This window comes from Virgibacillus pantothenticus (genome assembly GCF_018075365.1).
In the GTDB taxonomy this organism is placed as follows: Bacteria; Bacillota; Bacilli; order Bacillales; family Amphibacillaceae; genus Virgibacillus; species Virgibacillus pantothenticus.
Window position 1 is genome coordinate 4,212,468 of the sequence record NZ_CP073011.1, and the last position, 25,174, is coordinate 4,237,641.

Below are 25,174 nucleotides of genomic sequence, written 5' to 3' on the forward strand. Positions count from 1 at the left end.
TGTTTTATTATTTTAAATCAAAGCCTGCAGCATCATTAGACATGACAAAAAGACGAAAAGCCCTCTTGCTTTAAAGAGGACTTTTTCGAACAAAACCATATTTTCCCATGATCCTAACTCATATCGCTTCTTAGAATTGGAAATCAACTTGCTTTTTTTCTTGACTCTCATATCCTTTCATATAATCAATTCTCCGTTGTGCAGAAGTCTTGCTCACCTGCTCATCAGCATGGTAAGAAGAACGGACTAAAGGCCCTGCTTCACAATGCTTAAACCCTTTTTCCAGAGCTATTTTCTTTAATTCTTCAAATTCATCGGGATGATAATAGCGTTCAACTTGTAAATGCTTTTTCGTCGGTTGCAAATATTGACCAATTGTCATTATATCTACTTGGTGAGCTAACAAGTCATCCATTGCTTGAATAATTTCCTCTTTTTCTTCTCCCAAACCAACCATTATACTTGATTTCGTCGGCGTATTCGGCTTGATTTCTTTTACCCGCTGCAAAAGCTGGAGAGAACGATCATACATTGCCCTAGCCCGAACCCGTTTTGTTAGCCGCCTTACTGTTTCAATATTATGATTAAAAATATCTGGCTCGCTATCCATTAACGTATGTAAGCTTTCATAATCCCCTTTCATATCAGAAGGCAGAATCTCAATCGTACAGCCTGGATTTTTACGTCTAATCGCCCGAACAGTTTCTGCAAAAACAGCTGCCCCCCCATCATTTAAATCGTCACGAGCAACAGCTGTCACGACAACATGCTTTAGTCCCATGATTGCAACTGAATCAGCTACGCGTTCTGGTTCTCCCCAATCCAATTCATTTGGTAATCCTGTCTTTACAGCACAAAAGCGGCATCCCCTTGTACATGTATCACCTAAAATCATAAAGGTTGCTGTCTTTCTCTCGCTCCAACATTCGTGGATATTAGGACAACGAGCTTCCTCGCACACTGTATTGAGACGATTCTCCCGCATTAACTTCTTTAAACCACGATACGACTGATTCGTATTGATTTTCGTTTTTAACCATGCAGGTTTTCTTAGGGGTGTTGTATTTTTAGACATGAGAAACCGCTCCTTCTAATGGTAAATTAGCATATTTTTTTTCAGCTAACCGATACACTTCATTCCACTGGCTTTTTGTTAATGAAAATTCTTTCAGTTCAATTTCGAGACCTTCTGAAAAACCTTTTTTAAAAGCTGCTTTCACGGTGTCATACGAAATATTTTTCTGTAAAATCCGGTTTATGGTTGTAGCTTTGTTCCAAAAAGCTTGCTTCTTTCTCATTTTTATTTTTTCATTTGGAAAAATAAACATATCGAACAGCATATCTACATTCATCGATATAGGGATCGATCCGTGCTGAAGGAGTACTCCTTTTTTCCTCGTCTGTGCATTTCCTGAAAGTTTTTTACCATCCACGACCATTTCATAAAATGCTGGGCGCTCAAAACAAATATTGCTTCGCTCCTTAGATACCGATTCAGCATAACTTGCTTTTATTCCTAAATGGTTATATCCTTCCAGAATTCCTTTGGATAAATCATAATAGGCTTGGCGAATTGACGAAGCTACAGACGGGTGCGATTCGGAAATAACAATGCTATAAGTTAATTCATCGTCATGCAGCACAGCACTTCCTCCAGTCATTCTCCGAACCAATTGGCATTGGTGCTTCTGAACGCCTTCTAAATCAATTCTCCCCTCCAATTTTTGAAAATGTCCAATGGAAAGAGTAGGTTTCCTCCATTGATAAAAACGTAATGTTGGAGGTATTTTTTCTTCATAATGCCACTGTAACAGTGCTTCATCTAAGGCCATATTAATTGCAGCGTCATGAGGTACGTTTTCTAAAAATCCCCATTGTTCTTTCATTTATAACCGCCTCCAGTTAGTGAAAATTCAGTCTGTGGTAGGTATACTATATCTCCCCAATCATCGTAATTGGGAATTTTTCCCTCCTATTCATTGTACAAAAAATAATTAAAAAAAGAAATTAATTACAAATTATACAGAATAAAGGAATCTAACAAGAATTAGAATGGCTAAAAGGGATATTTGGAATGGTTTAGAAGAGTTGAGCTTTATACAACTATTTCTAAAATAGTTGGACAACCTTTGCGAAGAAATTGGTGTGTGTTATGTAGCAGTCACAGTGAAATTATCTACATTCAAAACGTAAGCGCCCGTCTAACGAGATACCAAACTTTATAATGCGAAAAGGACACATGGCCATATGAAGACCGATCTTATAAAGAAGATCTAACTACGTAGCATGAGTGCCAAAGCTAAACAAAGCAACTCCCATCATGGGTAACGGACATAATGGATAGAAAGATAAAAAAACTGCATTCCATTCACGTGAAATGCAGTCAGCTATGACTACACTTTCCCACGCAGGCATTATCCTGTTCGGGTACAAAGGGTCAAAACGACACACGTTTCTCTCAGCTAACCATCTAGCTCCCCTAGTGTTAAAAAGATTCTAATTTATTGATGAACTAAGTCTAGATTAGCAATAATGGTGGAAATTGTAAAGAAAAATTTATTGTTAGAAAAACTTGGCTTGTCGCCAAGTCTTATGGCGGAAGCCTTTGTTTTTCTTATACTAAGTATCATGCCTTTCGCTATGCTCAGGGCACAAAAATGAATAAAAGTAATTCTTCCACCCCCGAAAAAGTTGATATAATATAATTGGGTAGGCAGATACACTACAGAGCACGGGGAGTTGAGTGGTGCAGTTCTTTACTTTGCTGCCCGCATACTAAGATGTGCCGTTTGTCATTTTTAAGTACAAATAAGTGTGCCAATGAGCACGGAAACTAATCCTTGTATAAACAATTCCAGTTTATTACGTGGCAAACAGTCAATGTCTGCTTTATCCACTATAAAATTCGGTGGGGATGTGTTGATATAAGGAATATTTATCCTAACTGCTGAGGAATTAATAATTTAAGAAACTTTAGATTACTACTATTTTTATAATATTTTTAATTTTACGCCTTATATATAGGCTTATTTTGTTATGCACTTTTTTATTTAAAATCAATTTTTAAGTTCTTTCAAACTATAAACCAAAAAAATCTTATGCTTTCCTATAGTGAAATAAAAACCCTTCTAAAATATCAGAGGACAATTGTTTTTATTAGCTATAGTTTAGAATGTATACGTACTTACATCCTATTTTCACCATCAAGTCGAAGCGTTTGTCGTGCTGAATTAGCAATTATTAACTCTCTCTTATATAATATCGTTTATAGGGTGTTCAAAGGTGAGATGAAAATTGTGTTGCTTCGCCCATTCTTTAATTACAGATAACTCACTGTCTCTTCTACATATATTCCATTCGAGAAGCGAGCAACTCGAATTCATTGTTCTTTTAGATTATATACTACTTATGGAGGTGACCAAGAATGAATTCTATCCTTGATGAGGTGCTATTAAAATACCAAACATTAAGTAAAACCGAAAAAAAAGTTGCTGATTATGTAATAAATAATAGCCAACATTTATTAAATATACATATAAAAGAATTAGCTAGTAAAATAAGTGTTTCTGTAGCTACAATTACGCGTTTTTGTAAAAAAATTGGGGTAAGTAACTTTGTAGAATTTAAAATATTATTACGTGATGCAGTCGAGGAAACTATTGAGTCTAATGAAGCAATAGAAAAGGTTGCGCAAGTTTATAACTCTGTGATTAAATCAACACACTCTGTAGCAACTGTTAATGATTATGAACTTGTTTCCAACTGGATACAAAACGCTAATCGAATTCATATCTATGGTATTGGTAGCTCTGGTTTGTCCGCTGAAGAACTTAAAATAAGATTAAGCAGAATGGGGTATAGTGTAGATACGCATACAGATTCACATGCTATGGTTATTAATGCCTCTATTCTTACAAAAAACGATGTCGTTATTGCCATATCATCTTCTGGACAGACAAAAGAAGTGATTGATAGCGTACAACTAGCCAAATCAAAGGGAGCGAGGGTCGTCACCGTTACCAATTTTTCTGAAACCAGTTTAGCAAAACAGTCAGATATTATCCTGTATACCGCAAGTGTACAGCACTATCAAACAAAAGGTTTTATGAACAGTCAGTTATCTATTTTAATTTGTTTAGACATAATTAGTATGATGCTATTAACCAATGAAGAGGCGAGTACGAATTATAACCAGACACTGTCTAAATTAGAAGAATATAAAAAAATATAGCAACCAACTTAATTGTTGGCGCTATATTTTTGAACCTCATCTACAAATGTTTTGGTAATTAATTGCGGTCTAGTAATTGCGCTGCCTACTACCACAAAATACGCACCATTCTCAAGAGCTTTAAAAGCAGTTTGTGGCGTACTAATTTTCCCTTCTGCAATGACTGGGATGGATACTGCTGATCGTATCTCATGTAACAGTTTAAAATTGTTCGTTGCAATGTGCTGTCCTTCTGTTTCCTGTGTGTAACCTACTAAAGTTGTCGATACACAATCAAAGCCTAACTCTTCTGCATGTTTTGCTTCCTCTACAGTAGAAATATCTGCCATTATTTCCGTATTTGATTGTGACTTGATAAATGTAATAATGCCTTCTAACGTTTCATCCCCTGGGCGCTTTCGCATGGTTGCATCCATGGCAATAATATCTGTACCTACCTCTAACAAAGCTTTCACTTCTTTTTTTGTAGGCGTAATGTAAACATCACTATCCTCGTAATCTTGCTTCATTAATCCGATTATCGGAACATTTACTTGGTTTTTAATTGCTTTTATATCGGCTACAGAATTAGCTCTAATTCCTTTTGCACCACCCTGAACCGCTGCTAGAGCCATTTTTGCCATCATTTCTGAGGAATGTAACGGTTCATGCTCCAACGCTTGGCAAGATACAATCAGTTGTTTTTCTAGTTGTTTTAAATACATATTACAACTCTCCCATTGTCTTCTCAACATTATTTTTAATCGTCGTTACCTCTGGTCCGTATATCACTTGAATCCCGTTTCCCTTGGCCACTACTCCTTTTGCACCTGTTTTCATAAGTGCATCCTTTTGAACGCGTTCTTGGTCAAATACACTTACTCTTAAACGCGTAGCACAGTTATCAACATCTTTAATATTAGCTTTACCACCAAGGCCATTTATAATAGCGAGAGCTTGTTCTTCTGGGGTAAACATTTGTATTTCCATATCTTCATCCTGACGACCAGGTGTTTTTAAATGGAACTTAGCTATTGCAAATCGGAACGTGAAGTAGTATAAGAAAAACCAGAATACACCAATGACTGGCACCCATATCCAATTTGTCTTTTCTACGCCTTGCAAGACACCAAAGAGCATAAAATCAATAAATCCGCCTGAGAAAGTTTGTCCTATCGTAACCTCAAACATATGCGCTAACATGAACGCTAAACCATCAAATAGAGCATGGATAACGTAAAGGATTGGCGCAACAAATAAAAAGGAAAATTCAATTGGTTCTGTAATACCTGTTAAAAAAGACGTTAAACCTGCTGATAACATTAATCCCAATACTATCTTTTTGTTTTTTGGTATAGCCATTTGATAAATAGCCAAACAAGCGCCAAGTAGTCCAAACATCATCGTAATATGTCTGCCAGCCATAAACCGAGCAGTTCCGATATAAAATTGTTCTACATCAGGTTGCGCTAATTGAGCAAAAAAGATCCTTTGTGTTCCTTCAATTAAAGTGCCATCAACAATCATAGAGCCGCCAAGACTTGTCGTCCAAAAAGGGATATAAAAAATATGATGTAAGCCAAATGGACCAAGTAGTCTTAAAATAAAACCATACAAGAAAGTCCCCAAATAACCAGTTGCTTCTACTAACCCGCCAAGAGAGAAAATGCCTGTTTGAATAATGGGCCAAACATAATATAAAATAACTCCTAATATAATGGACATAAATGCTGTAACAATCGGAATAAATCGTGAACCTCCAAAAAACCCTAAAAACTTTGGAAGTTCCACATTGTTATAACGTTGATGGAGGAAATAAGTAAGTAAACCTAAAATAACACCACCAAAAACACCTGTCTCTAAAGTTTGAATACCTAATATTGTTCCTTGACCAACTTCGGCTAAATTACTTTCGGCCAACTCACCAGTAATAGTCAACATCGCATTAATCGTGGCATTCATTACTAAATATCCTAACACTGCCGCCAAACCTGCTGTACCTTTATCATTTCTTGCTAATCCGATTGCAACCCCTACAGCAAAAATTAAAGCCAAATTTGCAAAAACAATATTGCCTGCTGAACTCATTATGGTAAAGATCGCCTGTAACCATTTCTGATCCAGGAAAGTGTATGCTTCGATCGTTGCAGGGTTACTAAAGGCTCCACCTATTCCTAGTAGCAGCCCTGCCGCAGGCAACACTGCAATTGGCAGCATAAACGACTTTCCAAACCTTTGCGCTTGCTCAAATAACACTTTTTTCATTTCAACACCCCATCTCTTCAACAGTGTACGATTTTCATTACCGCCCTCATCCGTAAGCGCCTACACAAAAGAGGAATTTAAAAATTCATCTAACAAACATGAATTATTTACACTGATTAAATCAAAATGAAAATCATTTACAAAAACATTATAAAATAGATAACTATTTTAATCAAGTGCTAAATAGTGATGAAATTCTGAGTTTCTTGTTTCAGTCAACCTCCCGACAAGCTCCCATAGCGAAGTGAGTAATGCGCAATATTATAGCCTTCAAAGCGATTGTAGAAGGTTCCTTTAGAAAAACTTGGCTTGTCGCCAAGCCTTTGTTTTTCTTATACTATAAACCAAAAAAATCTTATACTTTACTATAGTGGAACAAAAGCTCGGGGCGCCCGTAGCAACGTAGCGAATGGAACGAATCAACTAAAGATAAAGGAATCATGCCACTAAAAACAGGGGTATGCCGGCGCCTGAGCGGCAAGCCCCTGTTTAGTCGGCCTTCCTCTTAGAGACGAACCGATGAGGCCTTATCGTAGGGCGATTTCTAAAGTCGCATCGTTGCTGGGCTCATGCGCCGGACGTGGCTTCGGTTATTTCGTTATCCACAAGCACCTCATTTTATAGGTTCCTATACAATAAAAAAACCCAAATCTATGACAGACTTGGGACAAACTCATGAGATAGATATACATGCTTCTATTCATTTCTATATGCTATTTCTTCGCTAAGGAAAGTGCCTGATCTAATACTTTATCACCTTGGATCATGCCATATGCCATTTGATCAATAACGTCTACGGCTACGCCTTTTGGTTCAAGCTGAGCTTTTATTTTCTTTTCTAAATAACGAACTTGAGGACCAATTAGCACGACTTGAAGGTCTTCCATTTCATTTTTCAGTTGTGTTTCTGCAATAGCACGAATATCTACTTCTAGATTACGGCTATCCGCTGTTTCTTTCATTTTTTTAACGAGCATAGACGTGGACATGCCAGCTGAACAAACAAGGATAATTTTCACTGCTTCTCCCCCTCTATTGTTTCCATTTTTTCATATAGTTCAATTATTTCAACAGCCAAGTCTTTCACTGTTAGCGCTGTCATCAAATGATCTTGAGCATGAATCAGAATGACGGATACGTCCGTATGTTTTCCTTCTGCCTCTTGCTGCAGCAGTTTCGTTTGTATATGATGCGCTTCTCTAAATGCCTCTTCCGCTTCTTCGATCATCGTACGTGCTTGCTCAAATTGGTACGCCTTTGCTTTTGATATCGCTTCCATAGAAAGCGATCGAGCATTACCTGCGTGAAGAATAATAGAAAACGAAAGCTGTTGTAATTCTTCCTTTACCATCATTTTGCATTTCCCTCATTTCTTTTCAACATTCTTGCTCCCGCCATAACAAACGGTATATACATAACAATAGCAAGCGCTAAATTAAATAATTGTAACACAACTCCTCTAAAGCTTCCTCCCGTTACGAGATAGCCACTTAGGATAGGTGGTGTTGTCCATGGCAAGATTGCAACTGTCCTAGGTACTAACCCTGTTGCAATAGCTATATAAGACGTAATGGTAAGCGTTACAGGGACTAAAATAAATGGAATTAACATCACTGGATTTAACACGATTGGTAAACCAAAAATCACTGGCTCGTTAATATTAAATAATCCTGCTGGAGCAGATAACTTAGCTACTTGTCGATAAGGATGGTTCTTCTCTCTGCGAATAACGACAAAGACAGCAATTAACAAAGCAATCGTAGTTCCAGAACCTCCTATAAAAACGAATGAATCTAAAAATGGTTTTGTAACAATGTTAGGTACTTCAAATGCCGACATACCACTCTTAAACAGATTAAGGTTTTCTTCAATTAATGGCAAATAAACGGGTTCAATTACAGAGCCGATAATATTCGTACCATGTAATCCGAAGAACCAAAGCAAATGATTTAAAAAGGAAACAAGCATAGCAGCAGGCAATGTATTTCCTAAGCCTTGCAATGGCTCTTGAATCATGTTAAAGATTACTTCAAAAATACTCTTCTCAGCAAATACAGTCATCATGGCTTGGAAAAATCCAACTAAAATTAAAATGAGTACAGCGGGGATTAGTGCTTCAAAAGATCTAGTTACACCGTCAGGCACGCCCTCTGGCATCTTAATCGTCATCTTGGATGTAATTAATGTTCGAAACAACTCCGTGACCACTAAAGCTAATATGATTCCCACAAACAATCCTTGTGTTCCAAGCCATCCCATGTCTAACCCGCCATCACTAGTGACAGGCACCAGCATAATAAATCCAGCACCTGCTATTAAACCAGCGGCAAGGCCATCAACCTCATAGGACTTAGCTAAATTAAACGCAATGGAAAAGGTAACTAAAAGACCTAAAATGGCAAATGTTCCATTCCAAATACTTCCCCCCACTGCCTGCCAGTTTCCTTCACCAAAAATCCCATTCATCCATTCAACAAAATTAAACGCCCCAAACGGAGGAAAGTTATTAATTAGAATCGCTAGCGACCCGACAATAATCAGTGGCATGATAGCTACAAATCCATCACGTACAGCAACAAGATGACGTTGTGACCCAATCCGCCCAGCAATTTCAATGAATTTTTGCATTGCTTTACTATTCATTTCTATACCCCCATAATTAAAATTGTGGTAAGTAATCTTTATGTGCTTCTAATAACGCATCTAGTAATGTCTTGCTGCCAACTTCATCACCTATCAATGGATTCATAACCATTGCCAGGTAGGCATCTTTATAATGACCGGTTATACTTGCACGGATCACTAATTCCTCAAATGCCTTCATTTGATAAATATGACCTTTCACACTGTTTGGTAAAGCCCCAACTGTAATTGGCTGTGGTCCATTTTTCGTAATAACACTGTTCACCTCAATCACCGAATCTTCCGGCAATTCAGGGATAGCCCCTTTATTTAATGTGTTAACCGTCTGGATATCTGCTTTATTATTATAAATTGAATCCATCAAGCTGCATGCTACATCACTATAAAAAGCCCCGCCTCTTTCTTCTAACTCTTTTGGTTTATCACAAAGATCCGGATTTTTATATAGTTCGAATAAAGATTTTTCCAGTCTTCGTACGACTTCTGCACGTGTCCCATTTTCTTCTAGTGCCTGCTTATCCTTCTTTAGCACCGCTGCGGTTTGAAAATAATATTGGTGATATGGATTTGGCAGCAATGAGGTTGCTTCAATAAACGTTTTCGACCAACCAAGGTTTACAATATTGGCTGGTGAATAATCTAATCCCTGACTCACTTTTGTTAGTACTTCACTTGTATAGTCGACACCATTAACGAATACTTTTCGACCGAATACGTAATGATTTAAGCCAATAAATTCAATCATCACGTTCTTAGGTTTCGTATTTAAAATTTCTGCAGTCGAATAACGCATATTATAAGGAATATTACACACTCCAATTACTTTTTTATGCGGTGAATGCTTTAACAATGCTTCTGTTACAATACCGGCAGGATTTGTAAAATTTATCACCCATGCCTGTGGACAGATTTCGTGAACATCTCGAGCCAACTCTAATAAAACCGGTATCGTGCGTAATGCTTTAAATATTCCCCCAGCACCATTTGTCTCTTGACCAATATACCCATGTTGCAGAGGAATACGCTCGTCTTTTGATCTTGCTGTTAATCCACCTACTCTTATTTGCGTTGAGACAAAATCAGCCTGTTTTAATGCCTCCTTTCTATCCAATGTCCATGATAATTTTATTGGTTTGTTAGATTTTTCAATCATCCGTTTTGCTAACTGACCAACGATTTCAAGCTTTTGATTTCCTTCTTCAATATCAACTAATACAATTTCTGTAACAGGAAATGAATGATGGCGCAAAATAATCCCCTCAATAATCTCTGGTGTATAGCTGGAACCACCACCAATTACGACTAATTTGATTGTCATTTGGTTTATCTCCTTTGCTGTAGTGTTCACTGCTCATAGATGTATAAAATTCTATTAAATCAATTAAAATGTATCATACAAATAAATAAATGTAAATACATTTTATTTTATTTGTTATTTGTAATAACATTTATACGAATAAGTTGTATTTAAATAGATAATCTTGTAAACTTTGACTAACATCACTCTTATTTGTAATCAGCGCATTTATGCAACGCGTCGTACATATGAGAACGCATAATTCCATATCGCAGCAGTACAAAATCTGGAGCTGTCTTCTGTTCATTTTAATTGCAGTGGCAATCTGCAACTGACAACTTATAAAAGCGCAACTATTTCGATTCAAAAGAGTGAAAAGTCTATTAGTGGTGATTTTCTTTATCCATATGGAACGTTAGTATCGCATGAATATGACATGAAGACCTCTGAACAGAATTGGACATTGGCTTGCAAAGCTACCAGCCGATTATCCACCAAGGTCACACCTCATAGGATGGTGGTAAGTCTAACTGCTAGTTACATGCTGGATAAAGTGAATTTTCAATCCGTGGGGGTTTTTATTCATCCCCCACGGATTGTTAAAGGAACGAATCGGATATTTAGGTGCTGTTATCTCCCCCCTTAGACTTGTTGCTGTACGATTATCCAACTCCTGAAGTGGGAGTCTTACACACCTTATATATACGGAATAAAACAAATGCTACAAATGGTTATAACAAACTATACTACGGAATCGTCAAAAGTGACCTAAAATCCTTTTTTAAACGACTAACGTATGGAGTCAATGATTAAAGTGGTGTTTAACAAACTAATCCAATTATTGTATTTTTACGACGACCTGATGATATATAATTTCCTTGTCATAAGTTAGTGAAGAAAACCTATAACGGAGAACTAATTATGAAGTAGAGAGGAGAGCAAAATGGAGAAAAACCGATCCTTGCATGCTTTTATTAAGGAAGAATTACTAAACCAAATCAAAGCGAAGAAATATAAACCGGGGGACAAAATCCCAACAGAATTAGAGCTATGTAAAGATTTCAATGTAAGCCGTACCACCGTTAGAACTGCATTAAATCAATTAACACTTGAAGGATATTTGGAACGTCATCAAGGAAGGGGCACCTTTGTAGCAGACCAGAAGCTAAAACAAACCTTGACTCAAACAGTGAAACGGTATAGCGATCAAGTAGCTGTTCAAGGTAAAGAAGCAGAGATTTTTGTTCTTTCCATCACGGTTATTCCAGCAAACGAATTTTTAAGTCAACAATTAGAAGTCTCGTCCAAAGATCCCATTCAACGTATTGAAAGAATTCGCAAAGCAAACAATGAACCAACCCAATATGAGATCGCTTTTATCCCTTGGGATGTTGCACCAGGGATCACAAAGGAACAAGCGGCTTCATCACTTTACGCCTCGTTAAAAACTGATTTTGACGTGCATATTGCTAAAACAATGGAGCATATCGAAATAACACTTGCAGATGAAATCTGTTCAAAGCACTTGGATTGCGAGTTAAATGCTCCTTGTTTTCATATCGAAACCATTGCAGAAAATGAAAATCAAGAAAAAGTGGAATATTCACGAGCTTACTTTAGAGGAGATAAAACCAATTTTGTGATTGAGCGAAATTATCCAAAGGAAAACACGTCCACATAATCAAAAATCGCTAGCGTCTTTTACTAGCAACTAGTGGCGAAGTCTAAGACTACTTCGACAGAGGAAATGAGCATTGTAGCTGAATATGGATAATACATCATACCACATTCTATCTATTATTAAATTTATGGAGGCGCTTAACATGAGAATTTTAATTAATGCAGACGATTTTGGCTTAACAAAAGGTATCACGGATGGGATTCTTAAAGCCCATACAGACGGTGTTGTTCAATCTACTACCTTAATGATGAACGGAAATGCTGTAGAATATGCGATATCTGAAGCAAAAAAACATTCGTCTTTACAAATAGGAATCCATCTCGTTTTAACATGGGGCAAACCACTAACGAACGAAGCAGCGATATTAACTGACTCAAACGGGTTTTTTAAGTACACAAAAGAAGAAAAGGAACTTAAAGCAGAAGACTTACAAGCAATTAAAAACGAGTGGCAGGCGCAAATAGAAGCTTTTTTAGCTACAGGACTACCGCTTCATCATATTGATAGCCACCATCACGTCCATGGTTGGGAACCATTGAAACCAGTTATTATAGAATTAGCTAATAGGTATCACGTTCCTGTTCGCTATACCGAGACTTTACAAAATGAGCGCGACCTGCTATTAACCGAGCAAATCTGGCTCGATTTTTATGATTCAGGGGTAGATGATAATCTCTTTTCACAACTGGAGAAACTGTCAGCAACAAGTGTTGAGGTGATGACACATCCCGGTTTCGTCGATCGCGATTTACATCAAGTTAGTTCGTATACAGCTAAGCGAGAAAAGGAATTAGAGCTGCTTTGCTCTTTCGTATTGCCTGAATGGGCAGAAAAGCTTTGAGGTAATCTCCCTTTCACTAGGCTTGTGGTCGAACAATTATACGAAAGAGAAACTAGATTATCTTTTACTTCGGATCAAAAAATATTAAAATGGAGGAATAAAGGATGAGTGCTCAACCTGGATCCGTGGCCAAAGTTTGTTTGCTTGCAGGTAAAATTATGCTGGAGAGTGGCGCAGAAACGTACCGAGTAGAAGATACAATGAACCGAATTGCTGCTTCACTTGGGCTTGAAAATGCGGAAAGCTATGCTACGCCTACAGGTATTCAATTTTCTACGGAAGGAGAAGCTTCTTATTTTAGGAGAATTTCCAATCGTTCTAATGATTTACAAAAAATCGCTGATGTAAATAGCATTTCCAGACAAATTACAGCACAATCATTAGATGCTAAAGAAGCTCTTCTACTTTTAAAAGGTATACAGCATAACAGTGAAACATTTCCATTTTGGCTACAGCTTATTGCCTCAGCGCTGGCTAGTGGTAGTTTCGCTATCATGTTTGGTGGTTCTTGGGCAGACTTTGCTCCTTCCTGCATTGCTGGAGCAGGAGGATACGCAGCAATGATTGGATTTGATAAATTACTAGAAATACGTTTCATTGCCGAATTTGTAGCCTCATTTTTGATTGCTGTTATCGCCGTGATTAGTATTAACGCTGAATTTGGGCAACATATGGATAAAATCATCATTGGCGCTGTAATGCCGCTTGTTCCAGGCCTGCATATAACAAATGCCGTTCGGGATTTAATGGCAGGTCATTTAATAGCTGGCATATCAAAGGGTGTAGAAGCTACATTAACAGCAATTGCAATTGGAGCTGGCGTTGCTGTACTTTTCGCTTTTTTACCACATTGATCTCTATACGAAATAATTAGTAGCGTGTAGAAGAAAGAATGGCTCAATCAATAGGTCATGAGAATTCCACCTATGATTTCTTGTTTTCGATTATCTAAGCATAGGGAGTTGATCATCATGTTACTTGCTCAACTTATTACAAGCTATATCGCGGCTGCTGGTTTTGGCATTATTTTCAATGCCCCACGACATGCACTTATTCAATGCGGCATGGTTGGGATGTTCGGATGGGTTGTTTATTATATCTTGGTTGAGCAAGGATTGGATGTTGTTCCGGCAACCATTTTTGGTTCCATGCTTGTTGCCATTCTTAGTCAGATTTGTGCCAAAATATTTAAAACGCCCATTATTATTTTTAATGTCTCTGGCATTATTCCGCTCGTACCTGGTGGATTAGCATACGATGCGATGAGAAAATTTGTCGAAGATGACTATTTTCTAGCTGTACAACTTTCAGCAAAGGTGATGCTGCTTGCTGGAGCAATAGCTATAGGTTTAATGTTTTCGGAAGTTGTTAATCAATTGCTGAAAAAAACTTTCGCATGGCTGCGTCTTGAATAGTTGCTTTTCACTTTTTAACCTTATATGATAGTTGTGTTACTAAACAGAAAATGGAGAGGGTTCTATTGAAAACTGTAGATAAACCAAACGTCGTTATTGTCATCTTTGGAGCAACAGGGGATTTATCAAAAAGAAAGTTATTCCCTTCCATTTATCGCCTTTATCAAAATGGAAAAATTGGTGAGGATTTCGCAGTTGTTGGTCTTGCTCGTCGCCCCTGGACGAATGATATATTTCGAGAAAAAGTTTGTGAATCAATAAACGAATCGCAAGCACACAATGAGGACGACTTAGAATCATTTGCTGCTCATTTTTATTATCAGTCTTTTGATGTGACAGATAATTCTTCCTATACGCATTTAGATGGATTGCTAGATCAGTTAGAAGGTCAATACCAAACTAACGGAAACCGCGTTTTTTACTTGGCTATGGCTCCAGAATATTTTGGAACCATCGCTAACCAACTCGAACAAAATGGTTTAAAAGAGAGTGCTGGTTGGACCAGATTAGTCATTGAAAAACCATTTGGACACGACCTCGCCTCTGCAAAAGAGTTAAATAATCAAATTCGGTTAGCCTTCAATGAGGATCAAATATATCGAATTGACCATTATTTAGGGAAAGAGATGGTCCAAAATATTGAAGTGATCCGGTTTGCAAATGGTATATTTGAGCATTTGTGGAATAACCGATTTATTTCAAATATCCAGGTTACTTCCAGTGAAAAGTTAGGTGTCGAGGAACGTGCTCGCTATTATGACCGATCGGGAGCAACAAGAGATATGGTGCAAAACCATATGCTGCAAATGGTCGCACTGTTAGCAATGGAGCCACCAATTAAACTTACACCTGATGAAATACGTTCAGAAAAAGTGAAAGTATTGCGAGCTCTTCGTCTTGTTGAACCAACAGAAGTCGAGAATTATTTTGTACGCGGACAATACGGTCCTGGTCGTTTAGGGAAAGGGTACCGGGAAGAAGCTCCAGAATTGAAAGATTCTACTACGGAAACATACGTTGCTGGAAAAGTAATGATTGATAACTATCGCTGGGCAGGGGTCCCTTTTTACATCCGAACAGGTAAAAAGATGAAAGAAAAATCAATTAAAATTGTGGTTGAGTTTAGAGATATACCAATGAACCTATATTATAAGGATGAATCAGAAAGACATCCTAACTTGCTGGTAATTAATATCCAGCCGGACGAAGGAATCACGCTTCATTTAAACGCTAAAAAAGCTGGTGTAGGCTCTATCGCTCAACCAATTGAATTATCTTATACAAACAACGGTGTAGATGGAATAAATACACCCGAAGCGTATGAAAAGCTCATTTACGATTGTATTATCGGTGATACAACTAACTTCACCCATTGGGATGAGGTAGCTTATTCTTGGAAGTTTGTTGACGCCGTTTTAGATGCGTGGTCAGAAACAGAACCACTATTTCCCAATTACACTGCCGGCTCCATGGGACCGGAGGCAGCAGATCGCTTATTAGAAAAAGACGGATTTCACTGGTGGCCAGTAACAGACTAGAACAAAGGCGCGGGGCGCCCGTTTAGCAACGTAGCGAATAGAACGAATCAACTAAAGATAAACGAATCATGCCACTAAAACTGGGGTATGCCGACGTCTGGGCGGCAAGCCTGTTTTTAGTCGGCCTTCCTCTTAGAGACGAACCGATGAGGCCTTATCGTAGGGCGCATTTCTAAAAAAGTCGCATCGATGCTGGACTCATGCGCCAGACGTTGCTATTCGGTTATTTCGTTATCCATAAGCACCTAAGTTTATACTTTCTTATTCTTTTAAAAAGGTTCCCTGCTATCAGTGGCAAGGAACCTTTGTCGTCTCTATTTTTATGCATCTTTTTTCTTGTTATTACGTTTAGCCATTTTAGCAGTTAGATCATCAAATAATGTGTAAATAACTGGGATTAACAAAAGTGTAAAGATACTGGATATACCTAGACCAAAAATGATCGTTACAGCGAGTGGTTGCTGCATTTCAGCTCCTTCCCCGAGCGCCATTGCTAAAGGTATCATGGCTAATATAGTCGTTAGTGTCGTCATTAATATTGGGCGCAGTCTGCTTGGTCCAGCTTCCAATATTGCCGCATAACGTTCCATTCCTTTTCGCCGCAGGAGGTTAATATAATCCACTAGTACAATCGAGTTATTTACAACGATCCCTGCCAGCATAATGATTCCGATAAAGGCTGGAATGCTTAGTGGTATCCCGACGATAAATAGCCCGAGCATTACTCCAATAACTGTTGTCGGCATAGCAAACATAACGATAAGCGGAAATAAAAAGTTTTCAAATTGGACAGCCATGACTGCATATACAAGGAAAATCGAAAACACTAATGCAATCGCTAACTCTGTAAATGATTCCGTCATATCCTGTGCTTGACCGCCGATTTCATAGTTGTAGCCTTCAGGGAGTTCCATGCCAGCCAACGTTTTCTCTACATCTTGCGTGATGGTCCCTAAGTCGCGATCGACAATTTGACTGGACACATTCATTTGCGGTTGCTGATTTTCTCTTTGCAAGCTCACAGGTCCGCTCATTTGTTTAAATTCAGCTAACTCGTCTAATGAGATCGTCGCTCCTTGAGGGGTTTGGATTTTCATGTCATGCAAATCCTCTATCTTGCTACGCTGCTCTTCTGGGTACATCAATGTAACATCCATTTCCTGTCCATTTTCTCTAAACTGCGTAGCTACTTGACCCGTAAATTGCATTTGAATCTGTCCCAGTACTTGTTCCTGATTTAACCCATACATCGCAGCTTGCTCCTGATTCACTTCAATATTCATTTGTGGGACACCTTCAGAAGCTGATGTCTCTGGATTATAAATACCGTCTATCTGCTCGATTTCTCGTACAACCTGTTCAGAGATATCTCTCAATACTTCATGTTCTGGTCCATTTAATTGGACTTGTATCGGGTCCCCCATATTCATACCGGAGTCCATGGAATTTACCGTAATTTCAGCACCTGCGATCCCCTGTAATTTGTCATCTATTTCTTGAACGACTTGAATCGTTGTTTTTTCTCGTTCAGTAGAGGGGATGAGCTGCATTGTATAAACAGCTTGATTTCCACTGCCGCTGCTGCCAGCAACCATATCACCGCCACCAACACTTACATAATTCGTTTCGATCAAAGATTCAAAAGGCTCTAACTCCTTATTCACCTGTTCTACAATTTCTTCCGTATGCTTCAGAGAACTTCCAGGGTCTGTTTCTACTCGGATTTCCAACTGTCCTTGATCGGCAGATGGAATAAATTCCGCTCCAATAAACGGGGTTAAAGCTAAGCTCCCCACAATCGCTACAACCGTTACAAATACTGTTGTTTTCCGATGACCGAGCACCCATTTCAAAGCTTTTTGATACTTTGTATTTAACCAACCCAAAAAGCGATCAAACCAATAACGTTTTCCTCCATCTTGCATCGCTTTTTGCAATAACTTGGAAGAAAGCATCGGCACTAAAGTGATGGCTACTACTAATGAAGTAATAAGCGAAAAAGAAACTGCTAATGCTAAAGGGGTAAACATATCCGAAGCAATTCCTTCTACATAAATAATCGGTAAAAATACTACTAATGTCGTTGTTGTAGAAGCAATTACTGCAGGTGCTAACTCACTAGCCCCTTTTATAGCTGCATCCTTTAGACTATACCCACGTTGCCTGTAGGAATAAATATGTTCGAGTATGACAATCGAACTATCGACCATCATTCCTAAACCAAGTGCTAAACCGCCTAATGTTAAAATATTTAATGTTTCACCTGTGAAATACATTAAAATAAACGTTGTTATAATCGCAATTGGTATGGACAATCCAATAACAATGGTTGCTCGGATACTTTTCAGAAATAGGAGCAGGATAAATATCGAAATAGCCCCACCGATAAGAATATTCTGCACAACTGAATCAATAGACATCTGAATAAAATCAGATGTGTCAATAATGATATCCAAATTAACATCTGAAGGTAAATCTTGTTTTATTTCTTGTAAACTATCTTCTATATTTGTTGCTACTTCTACAGTATTACTATCGGTCTTTTTTAAAATGGATAAGACGACAGAAGGCTTTCCATTGACGAGTGTCATTCCAGATTGTTCCTTAAAATCATCTTTCACTTCAGCTAAGTCATCAACATGTACCGTTGCCCCCGATTCGGTTTGAACAATCGTTTGTTTAATATCGTCGATTGATTCAAATTCACCAGTTACGCGAAGCTGAAGGTCCTTGTCACCTTTCTCAACCGTTCCTACCGAAGCGGACTGATTTGTACTCGTTAACGATTGCATGATCGTTTGCGCTGTGGCACCATATTGCTGTAACTTAGCTTCATCTAAAATTAATTGAATTTCTCTTTCTTTTCCACCTTCTACATTAACAGACCCTACTCCACCTTGTCGTTCTAAAAATGGGACAACTTGTTCGTCGGCTGTCTTTGTTAAAGATGCTGCGTTTTCTCCGGTTAAACCAACCCACATAACCGGCAGTTGGTCCGGGTTAAAACGCATAATATTCGGATCACCCGCTTGACTAGGTAAAAGATCCTTCACCTGGTCAACACTTTCTCTTACATCCAATAAAGCTTGGTCTAAATCCGTTCCGTTATTAAACATAAGTACAACAAGGGAAGATCCTGATTGTGATTGCGATTGAACCGTTTCTATCCCTTCTACAGTACTAACAGCTGATTCAATTGGACGACTAATTAAATTTTCTACTTCTTGTGGCGCTGCATCTTGATATGATGTTGCTACAACTGCTACTGGGAGATCAATCTTTGGAAAGAGATCAACTGTTAGGCTTCGTAATGAAACGGCACCGAGAGCTAGTATAGCTAGAACAATCATAATAACGCCTACTGGACGTTTGACTGATGTTTTGATTAACTTCAAGATTTACTCCCCTTTCGCAACTTTAACCTGACTACCATCCTTTAAAGACAGTTGTCCTTTTACAATCACTTTATCGCCAGCTTTGACCTCTCCCTCAATGGCTGTTTCCTCTGATTGAGATTCCTGCACTGTAACGTCAACGCGTTTTGCCTTATTATCTTTTACTACATAGATAAACGATTCACCGCCTTGCTCTTCTACAGCAGCGGTTGGAACGATAATAGTATCTTTAATTCTTGTTTCTGGCACCAATAACTGTGCTATCATGCCTGGTAATAATTCCGTTTCTTTATTACTAACCTCAGCCTGAATCGGATAAAGTCCAGTATCATTTGGTACGGTTCCAATAGAAGTAACCGTTGCTGTAAATTCCATTTCATCTATGTTAACAGGGAACTCATCTTCTTTATTCATTAGGTTACGATCATTTGCTGTTACGGTGAATTCAATGGCTAAAGGATTTAAATCGGCAACGACAGCCAATGGCTCTTCGGCAGATACCATCTCGCCCTCATTTGCTGTTAACTGAACAAGCTTTCCACCCTTAGGCGCTCGGATACTTTGCTTACCCGCTTGTGAAGAGATTGTTGCAATCACATCCCCTTCCTTGACTTGTTCCCCATTACTAACCTCTAACTGATCGATTTTACTTGGACCCTGTAATACAACTGGACTGGCAGCAGACGGCTTTGTTCTACCATAAAGACTCTTTTCAATCTCAATAGAACCTTCTTTTACTTCTTCCGTTTCTACAGGAGTTACCCGCTCTTTATTTTCTTCTTTATTCTCTTCTTCCTGATTGCACGCAGCTAACAAAAAAATCATAACTATAACTGCTGCAAAAAGTAAAATTTTCTTCACCTGTGTTACTCCTCTCTTTACTGTCAAGATGTCATAATAATTCAATATCTAGTACTTCCGCGATTCTGTTTACATCTTCTATTAACATATCATGGGCAGTAAAATGCGCAAGTAACCCTTGTATGACAAGTATATTATTATTTTCAGCTATTTCATTTTGCAATAATTGTAACACTTCATATAATCGTTCTTTCCTCATCTGCGGCACTTTTAGCGCTGATATTTTTTCTTTTAGGCTTTTAATTGCCTCTTGCTTGCTTTGTTTGCTAGCATTATTCCTACTGTATATTTCTTGGAGCTGCATAGCATCGACAAGTGGGGGTGTCTCTGCTTTTACCATTCCTGCTATTAAATCATGCAAACGTCTAACCATAATTTGCCCAGCTTGCTCTAGGTCAAATTCAACATCTTCCATGATAAGCCAATGAAAGTAACTATGTATTAAACCTGCTGATTGAATAATAGCATCCATCACAAATTCCTGTAGTTGTTCACCATAGATACTCTCCAAGTTCTCTCTTAACCAATGGATATAGTCTAGCCTAAATTCACGTATTTGTTTATCAAACTCCTCTTCAATCAGCATATTACTTCTAAGATAAATCGTAATAAACTCTTTATGTTGTTCCATGTAGTTCATTAATATTGTTATTTGCTTTGCAAAACGAGCACTCGCATCATCATCTGTTTTGACTTGCGCCAGCTCTTCCATCATAAACCTATGAAACTCTTTCATCGTCGTTTTCATAAATGCTTTTTTCGACGGAAAATAGCTGTAAAAAGACCCTTTAGAAACACCTGCTTTATTGGCAATTTCCTGAATAGAAGTATTGTGATAACCCTTTTGAGCAATTAATTTTATACCGATTTCTACTAATTTCCTTTTCTTTTCAAGCATAAGCTTCACCTATTTCCTAATTACGTACTGCCCCATGTAAATGTTTCATTTATTTAGGCTGATTTGTCACAAAAAAAGCTTTTTTCTCAAAAGATATAACATGGTACAATTGATTGAAACTAAATCTTAATTGACTTACCGGTCAGTCAAAAAGGAATGTTCATATAATAACAGCATATAGGCTAAATATCAACTTAAAAAATTGTCTTTTCTTCACCTTTTAGACAGAAAAAATTTCTGCTAACCCACAAATACTAATAAAAATACAGAAAACGGTATAAAAGAATAGCTTGGTCGGCTTCTTATCAGTTCCCCTCTCTTTTGCACCTAAAACGTTGTGTTAAATATACAATTCATAGAAAAGGGGAACTTAGCTATATTTCGCGATTGAAATTTCAGACATTTCGCAACAAATTTTGAGCTATGGGAACTCACAAAATTACCGCGTAGGATTAGCATAAGGCTTCTGCGGGCATGATTTCTTTGCGAAAGAGTGCGGAGCGGCGGAAGGAAAGGATTTCTCATCCCTACTAGGGGTACTATAACCGCCTCTCCATATAAGGTGAATTCTCAATCAATGAGGGGCCTTCGTCCCCCACGGGTTGTTCGTACCGTAATGGTATAACCTAAAGTCCGCTTACGAGATAGGGTATTTAGGTGCTGTTATCTCCCACACTTAGACTTGTTAGAGTATAGACGATTCAACTCCTGAAGTGGGAGTCTTACAGCACCTTATAGTACGGGATAAATCCAATTGGGTTTTGTGGAAAACACAATTCACAATTTTCGATCGCCATATACACTTTGCTAGAAGGTGATTGGGCAAGGCGCGTATTGTTTATCTACATAAAAGTAAATAGAAGCTAAGAGGAAATTCGAGGTGTCATTCTCCATCATGTGGTATATCCCTTTATTGTTTGTGAACATGCTACAGCTTCATCTTTTTCCATATTGGCTCATTAATATCGCTTTAGAAGTGATTTAGGTATAGGCAATTTAGATTGTCCAAACAGAAAAGCACGGTTCATATGTACAATTAACTGACTTGTCCGCTTATACTGCAAATCAAAAGTGTTTAAAGATATATCTAACTGAAGTTCAGAACCGTCGTAAAAAACAACATAAGTGCCCTTATCATTCCTTTCAAAACCATATATATGGTGATAAGCAAGCCATACATTATTTTTATTTTTTATAGATGCAGTTGGCATCATAAAAACGCCTTTTTCTGGGATCACAGGAATTGGAAGCTTACTGGATGAGCCTAATACGTCCTTTACAGCTATTCTTCTCCCCTCTAGTGTAGATCCATATATTAAACAACTATTATCAATGATTTGCTCTGGTTTGTGCAAAGACATTGTCTCCGTCATATCTGCTTCCAAAATATGAGAACGATAATAGTTATGCTCACTCCAGCGTATCGCTTTAGTATGTGGTGATATGATATATAATGACGTAATTCGATGTTTCAAAATAATCCTCCTCTTTTTAAAAATACATTTCTCTTTTCAACCTGATTCATTTTCAATACAAAAAAAGAAATTTCTTTATATTCTATATCTTACTATCTCACATCCATTTTGTCTCTGGTTTGACAGCTTGAATTAGGTACAACCAATTTACAATTGAAAGAAGCTTAAATCATAGGCTAAGTTTTTAAACATAATACAAGCAAGCATATAAAAGCAGAACACACCCTTTAGGAACTGTGTTCTGCTCTTATAAGTAAAAGAACTATTTGCACTATAATATTGCTCAAATCTGTTAAGGGGAAACACCGGATTCATCATCGTTCAACCCTTACCTTAGCGACTTCAGAATCCAGATGCTATCTTTTCTTTGCAACCACAATCAAGTCGGTACTCAGAGCATGCTAGTATCGACAACTAGACAGCAAGAGCACGTTGACTTAGGTGGCGTCGATATCTGTGCTATTCCCCTCTGTATTAAACACAAACTCAAGCAATATTATTGATTTCCTTCTTCGTTTTTCTTGTCTTGATCTTCCATCATATCGCCATTACCATTTGTATTACCGTTGTCTTCATCCTGTAGTTCTTGGTCGTTTTCGTTCGCTCCACCATTATCATCAGCAGGCTGATCGTTATTATTTTCCTGTTCCTGCATCGGAGCGTCATCTTCTGCAGGGTCTTGATTATCATCTGTGCCACAAGCCGCAATGAGTGATAAAGCAATGGCGGAAGCGCCAAGTTTCACGAGAAGCTTTGATTTCATGTGTATTTCCTCCTTTTTAATTGGTTCGTTTTTTAGCTTAACCAACTTAGAAGAAGTCATACTCTTTTTTATCCATTTTCAGCTAATTATTCCTCACATAATATTTTTAAAAAATGGACCTATATAGTGAAATTTCATCCAATAGGAGTTTGCATACACGAATTAGCGGAGTGAAGGCTAGTGCCCAGACGTCATGGAAAAAGAAAAACCGCTTTTTATGGATGCCTTGTTTTGCTGACATAGCTTATCCATCCTTAAAAAAGAAGAATGCTTTTTCTGCGTGCGATGCGTCGCTTCCGAGTTTTCCTTGTCCTGTTGTTATACCTACTGCAATCAATATCCCACCCAATGCTAACGAATCAGGAATGGAGCTGCGGTTATCTCCCGCTTACATTCAGATTAAATGAGCCGTTATTTTATGGCAAACATAATTTCAGCTTCACAAGCCAACTCTCCATCTACAGTAGCAACTGCTTTCCCTTTTCCGATTGGTCCTTTTAATCGAAGAATTTCCACTTCCATTTGCAATTGGTCTCCCGGGCGGACTTGGCGTTTGAATCGACAATTGTCTATTCCTGCTAAAAAACCGATCTTTCCACGATTTTCTTCTTTTCCCAGCATGGCAATTGCCCCCAGCTGTGCCAAAGCCTCAACAATAAGCACACCCGGCATCACAGCATACTCAGGGAAATGCCCTTGAAAAAAAGGTTCATTCGCTGTTACATTTTTCAAACCAGCAACACGCTTTCCTTCTTCTACTTCTGTTACTCGATCTACTAGTAAAAATGGATAGCGGTGTGGAATAATCTCTTTAATTTGTTCAATATTCATATGAAAAACCTCTTTTCTTGTTTAATTTTAATTCTATTGCAACATTTATCTAAAAGCTCAACCAGAAATTTCAGTTTTGAAAAGTTGCCTTAACCCCTGGAATACAGGCTTGACGATAATTTGTCCACATCCAATAGAATTAAGCTCCTTCAGTAGGTTAGAAAAACTTGGCTTGTCGCCAATTCTTATGGCGGAAGCCTTTGTTTTTCTTATACTATAAACCAAAAAAATCTTATACTTTCCTATAGTGGAACAAAGGCGCAAGCGCCCGTTTAGCAACATAACAATGGAACGAATCAACTAAAGATAAAGGAATCATGCCACTAAAAACAGGGGTATGCCGACGCCTGAGCGGCAAGCCCGTTTTTAGTCGACCTTCCCCTTAGCGACGAACCGATGAGGCCTTATCGTAGGGCGCATTTCTAAAGTCGCCTAGTTGCTGGGCTCATGCGCCGGACGTGGCTATTCGGTTATTTCGTTATCCCCAAGCACATCATTTTATACTTGCTTATCTGGTAAAAAAACACCTGAGCCGCTATAAGACTAGGTGCTTGCTTAATTTGGTTTCGTAACAATATCAATAATATGCTGCCACGTTTCTGTCTTTAAGACATCTGTTGGCACTCCATCTCCAATGACTCCATAGCCAATCATTAATCCAACAACTAAGGCAATGATACAAAGTAGTAAAGTAACAATAATACGCAGCCAAATTGGAAAAATGCGCACTCTTGGGCGTCTATTTTTTTTATTTTCCGTTTGCTTACTTCGTTGCTTGACCCTATTCTGCCCATTTGGCTCATTATGATGTTTAGCTTCTTGATGCTTTTCTTGCCATCGTTGTTTCCATGCTTTCATAAATGAATTATATTTGCCTTTGAAAGTTGGATCTTGTGGTTGAATGGACATATTTGTTTCTCCTTACTGTTTACCTTAAATATAAAGTGAATCTGCAATCAGTGGAGTTCTTTTTCCTATACTGACTGTTAGTAATGCAAGGGTATAACCCTTAAACGAACGAAGATGTAGGTGTTGTATCCTCCCACTTAGACTTTTTGTAT

21 protein-coding genes and 1 riboswitch are annotated in these 25,174 nt (G+C 38.1%); of the genes, 6 read left to right on the forward strand and 15 right to left on the reverse strand.

The window, feature by feature from the left end; translation table 11 throughout:
- Positions 1-130: 130 nt before the first annotated feature.
- Together lipA and KBP50_RS19585 are read right to left on the reverse strand one after the other, a co-directional pair.
- On the reverse strand, positions 131-1,075 hold the full coding sequence (lipA, locus tag KBP50_RS19580) for a lipoyl synthase (RefSeq protein WP_050351011.1): 945 nt from the start codon (positions 1,073-1,075) through the stop codon (positions 131-133).
- A complete protein-coding gene (locus tag KBP50_RS19585; protein WP_050351010.1) occupies positions 1,068-1,886 on the reverse strand; it encodes a lipoate--protein ligase family protein in 819 nt (272 codons plus the stop codon). The genes lipA and KBP50_RS19585 overlap by 8 nt, the downstream gene beginning before the upstream one ends.
- 497 nt (positions 1,887-2,383) lie before the next feature.
- A riboswitch (TPP riboswitch) is annotated at positions 2,384-2,491 on the reverse strand.
- 933 nt (positions 2,492-3,424) lie between these two features.
- Between KBP50_RS19585 and KBP50_RS19590 the strand changes: the two genes are divergently transcribed.
- Complete coding sequence (locus KBP50_RS19590; RefSeq protein ID WP_050351009.1) at positions 3,425-4,231, forward strand: MurR/RpiR family transcriptional regulator; 807 nt, start codon at positions 3,425-3,427, stop codon at positions 4,229-4,231.
- A gap of 8 nt (positions 4,232-4,239) precedes the next feature.
- Here the strand turns inward: KBP50_RS19590 and KBP50_RS19595 are convergent, their stop codons facing one another.
- From KBP50_RS19595 to KBP50_RS19620, 6 genes are all read right to left on the reverse strand, one after another.
- Positions 4,240-4,935: an N-acetylmannosamine-6-phosphate 2-epimerase gene (locus tag KBP50_RS19595; RefSeq protein ID WP_050351008.1), complete on the reverse strand. Its 696-nt coding sequence runs from the start codon at positions 4,933-4,935 to the stop codon at positions 4,240-4,242.
- A gap of 1 nt (position 4,936) precedes the next feature.
- Positions 4,937-6,475, reverse strand: coding sequence for a PTS transporter subunit EIIC (locus KBP50_RS19600; RefSeq protein WP_050351007.1), 1,539 nt, complete (start codon positions 6,473-6,475; stop codon positions 4,937-4,939).
- Positions 6,476-7,188: 713 nt separating this feature from the next.
- Positions 7,189-7,494, reverse strand: a complete 306-nt coding sequence (locus tag KBP50_RS19605; protein WP_050351006.1) for a PTS sugar transporter subunit IIB — start codon at positions 7,492-7,494, stop codon at positions 7,189-7,191.
- The gene (locus tag KBP50_RS19610; RefSeq protein ID WP_050351172.1) at positions 7,491-7,826 is read right to left on the reverse strand and encodes a PTS lactose/cellobiose transporter subunit IIA; all 336 of its coding nucleotides are present in this window, start codon (positions 7,824-7,826) and stop codon (positions 7,491-7,493) included. The genes KBP50_RS19605 and KBP50_RS19610 overlap by 4 nt, the downstream gene beginning before the upstream one ends.
- Complete coding sequence (locus KBP50_RS19615; RefSeq protein ID WP_175609410.1) at positions 7,826-9,118, reverse strand: PTS sugar transporter subunit IIC; 1,293 nt, start codon at positions 9,116-9,118, stop codon at positions 7,826-7,828. The genes KBP50_RS19610 and KBP50_RS19615 overlap by 1 nt, the downstream gene beginning before the upstream one ends.
- Before the next feature lie 16 nt (positions 9,119-9,134).
- A complete protein-coding gene (locus KBP50_RS19620; protein WP_050351005.1) occupies positions 9,135-10,436 on the reverse strand; it encodes a 6-phospho-beta-glucosidase in 1,302 nt (433 codons plus the stop codon).
- Positions 10,437-11,358: 922 nt separating this feature from the next.
- On the opposite strand from KBP50_RS19620, the gene KBP50_RS19625 reads away from it, so the two are divergent.
- The 5 genes from KBP50_RS19625 to zwf all read left to right on the forward strand — a co-directional run bounded on the left by KBP50_RS19625 (position 11,359) and on the right by zwf (position 15,890).
- Complete coding sequence (locus KBP50_RS19625; protein WP_050351004.1) at positions 11,359-12,096, forward strand: GntR family transcriptional regulator; 738 nt, start codon at positions 11,359-11,361, stop codon at positions 12,094-12,096.
- A gap of 142 nt (positions 12,097-12,238) precedes the next feature.
- Complete coding sequence (chbG, locus tag KBP50_RS19630; RefSeq protein ID WP_050351003.1) at positions 12,239-12,937, forward strand: chitin disaccharide deacetylase; 699 nt, start codon at positions 12,239-12,241, stop codon at positions 12,935-12,937.
- 104 nt (positions 12,938-13,041) lie between these two features.
- A complete protein-coding gene (locus KBP50_RS19635) occupies positions 13,042-13,791 on the forward strand; it encodes a threonine/serine exporter family protein (protein WP_050351002.1) in 750 nt (249 codons plus the stop codon).
- Positions 13,792-13,908: 117 nt separating this feature from the next.
- Complete coding sequence (locus KBP50_RS19640; RefSeq protein ID WP_050351001.1) at positions 13,909-14,352, forward strand: threonine/serine exporter family protein; 444 nt, start codon at positions 13,909-13,911, stop codon at positions 14,350-14,352.
- A gap of 50 nt (positions 14,353-14,402) precedes the next feature.
- On the forward strand, positions 14,403-15,890 hold the full coding sequence (zwf, locus tag KBP50_RS19645; protein WP_050351000.1) for a glucose-6-phosphate dehydrogenase: 1,488 nt from the start codon (positions 14,403-14,405) through the stop codon (positions 15,888-15,890).
- A 320-nt stretch (positions 15,891-16,210) separates the two neighbouring features.
- Here the strand turns inward: zwf and KBP50_RS19650 are convergent, their stop codons facing one another.
- From KBP50_RS19650 to KBP50_RS19680, 7 genes are all read right to left on the reverse strand, one after another.
- The gene (locus KBP50_RS19650) at positions 16,211-19,285 is read right to left on the reverse strand and encodes an efflux RND transporter permease subunit (RefSeq protein ID WP_050350999.1); all 3,075 of its coding nucleotides are present in this window, start codon (positions 19,283-19,285) and stop codon (positions 16,211-16,213) included.
- A 3-nt stretch (positions 19,286-19,288) separates the two neighbouring features.
- On the reverse strand, positions 19,289-20,146 hold the full coding sequence (locus tag KBP50_RS19655) for an efflux RND transporter periplasmic adaptor subunit (protein WP_050350998.1): 858 nt from the start codon (positions 20,144-20,146) through the stop codon (positions 19,289-19,291).
- Positions 20,147-20,177: 31 nt separating this feature from the next.
- Positions 20,178-21,044 carry a TetR/AcrR family transcriptional regulator gene (locus KBP50_RS19660; RefSeq protein WP_050350997.1) on the reverse strand — a complete coding sequence of 289 codons (867 nt, stop codon included), beginning with the start codon at positions 21,042-21,044 and terminating at the stop codon, positions 20,178-20,180.
- Between the two features lie 959 nt (positions 21,045-22,003).
- Positions 22,004-22,519, reverse strand: coding sequence for a competence protein ComK (locus KBP50_RS19665; RefSeq protein ID WP_050350996.1), 516 nt, complete (start codon positions 22,517-22,519; stop codon positions 22,004-22,006).
- Positions 22,520-23,015: 496 nt separating this feature from the next.
- Positions 23,016-23,282, reverse strand: a complete 267-nt coding sequence (locus KBP50_RS19670; protein ID WP_050350995.1) for a hypothetical protein — start codon at positions 23,280-23,282, stop codon at positions 23,016-23,018.
- Between the two features lie 411 nt (positions 23,283-23,693).
- Complete coding sequence (gene fabZ, locus KBP50_RS19675) at positions 23,694-24,113, reverse strand: 3-hydroxyacyl-ACP dehydratase FabZ (protein ID WP_050350993.1); 420 nt, start codon at positions 24,111-24,113, stop codon at positions 23,694-23,696.
- Between the two features lie 555 nt (positions 24,114-24,668).
- Positions 24,669-25,022 (reverse strand): DNA-directed RNA polymerase subunit beta, encoded by a 354-nt coding sequence (locus KBP50_RS19680; protein ID WP_232231364.1) that lies wholly within the window; start codon positions 25,020-25,022, stop codon positions 24,669-24,671.
- Positions 25,023-25,174 lie beyond the last annotated feature (152 nt).

What these genes read in the sequence shown, in the direction of transcription:
- fabZ (WP_050350993.1), bottom strand. Translation starts at nt 24,113, where the DNA reads ATGAATATTGAACAAATTAAAGAGATTATTCCACACCGCTATCCATTT.
- KBP50_RS19640 (WP_050351001.1), top strand. Translation starts at nt 13,909, where the DNA reads ATGTTACTTGCTCAACTTATTACAAGCTATATCGCGGCTGCTGGTTTT.
- KBP50_RS19595 (WP_050351008.1), bottom strand. Translation starts at nt 4,935, where the DNA reads ATGTATTTAAAACAACTAGAAAAACAACTGATTGTATCTTGCCAAGCG.
- KBP50_RS19625 (WP_050351004.1), top strand. Translation starts at nt 11,359, where the DNA reads ATGGAGAAAAACCGATCCTTGCATGCTTTTATTAAGGAAGAATTACTA.
- KBP50_RS19615 (WP_175609410.1), bottom strand. Translation starts at nt 9,118, where the DNA reads ATGAATAGTAAAGCAATGCAAAAATTCATTGAAATTGCTGGGCGGATT.
- KBP50_RS19680 (WP_232231364.1), bottom strand. Translation starts at nt 25,022, where the DNA reads ATGTCCATTCAACCACAAGATCCAACTTTCAAAGGCAAATATAATTCA.
- zwf (WP_050351000.1), top strand. Translation starts at nt 14,403, where the DNA reads ATGGAGAGGGTTCTATTGAAAACTGTAGATAAACCAAACGTCGTTATT.
- KBP50_RS19635 (WP_050351002.1), top strand. Translation starts at nt 13,042, where the DNA reads ATGAGTGCTCAACCTGGATCCGTGGCCAAAGTTTGTTTGCTTGCAGGT.
- chbG (WP_050351003.1), top strand. Translation starts at nt 12,239, where the DNA reads ATGAGAATTTTAATTAATGCAGACGATTTTGGCTTAACAAAAGGTATC.
- KBP50_RS19590 (WP_050351009.1), top strand. Translation starts at nt 3,425, where the DNA reads ATGAATTCTATCCTTGATGAGGTGCTATTAAAATACCAAACATTAAGT.
- KBP50_RS19670 (WP_050350995.1), bottom strand. Translation starts at nt 23,282, where the DNA reads ATGAAATCAAAGCTTCTCGTGAAACTTGGCGCTTCCGCCATTGCTTTA.
- KBP50_RS19585 (WP_050351010.1), bottom strand. Translation starts at nt 1,886, where the DNA reads ATGAAAGAACAATGGGGATTTTTAGAAAACGTACCTCATGACGCTGCA.
- lipA (WP_050351011.1), bottom strand. Translation starts at nt 1,075, where the DNA reads ATGTCTAAAAATACAACACCCCTAAGAAAACCTGCATGGTTAAAAACG.
- KBP50_RS19610 (WP_050351172.1), bottom strand. Translation starts at nt 7,826, where the DNA reads ATGGTAAAGGAAGAATTACAACAGCTTTCGTTTTCTATTATTCTTCAC.
- KBP50_RS19600 (WP_050351007.1), bottom strand. Translation starts at nt 6,475, where the DNA reads ATGAAAAAAGTGTTATTTGAGCAAGCGCAAAGGTTTGGAAAGTCGTTT.
- KBP50_RS19660 (WP_050350997.1), bottom strand. Translation starts at nt 21,044, where the DNA reads ATGCTTGAAAAGAAAAGGAAATTAGTAGAAATCGGTATAAAATTAATT.
- KBP50_RS19620 (WP_050351005.1), bottom strand. Translation starts at nt 10,436, where the DNA reads ATGACAATCAAATTAGTCGTAATTGGTGGTGGTTCCAGCTATACACCA.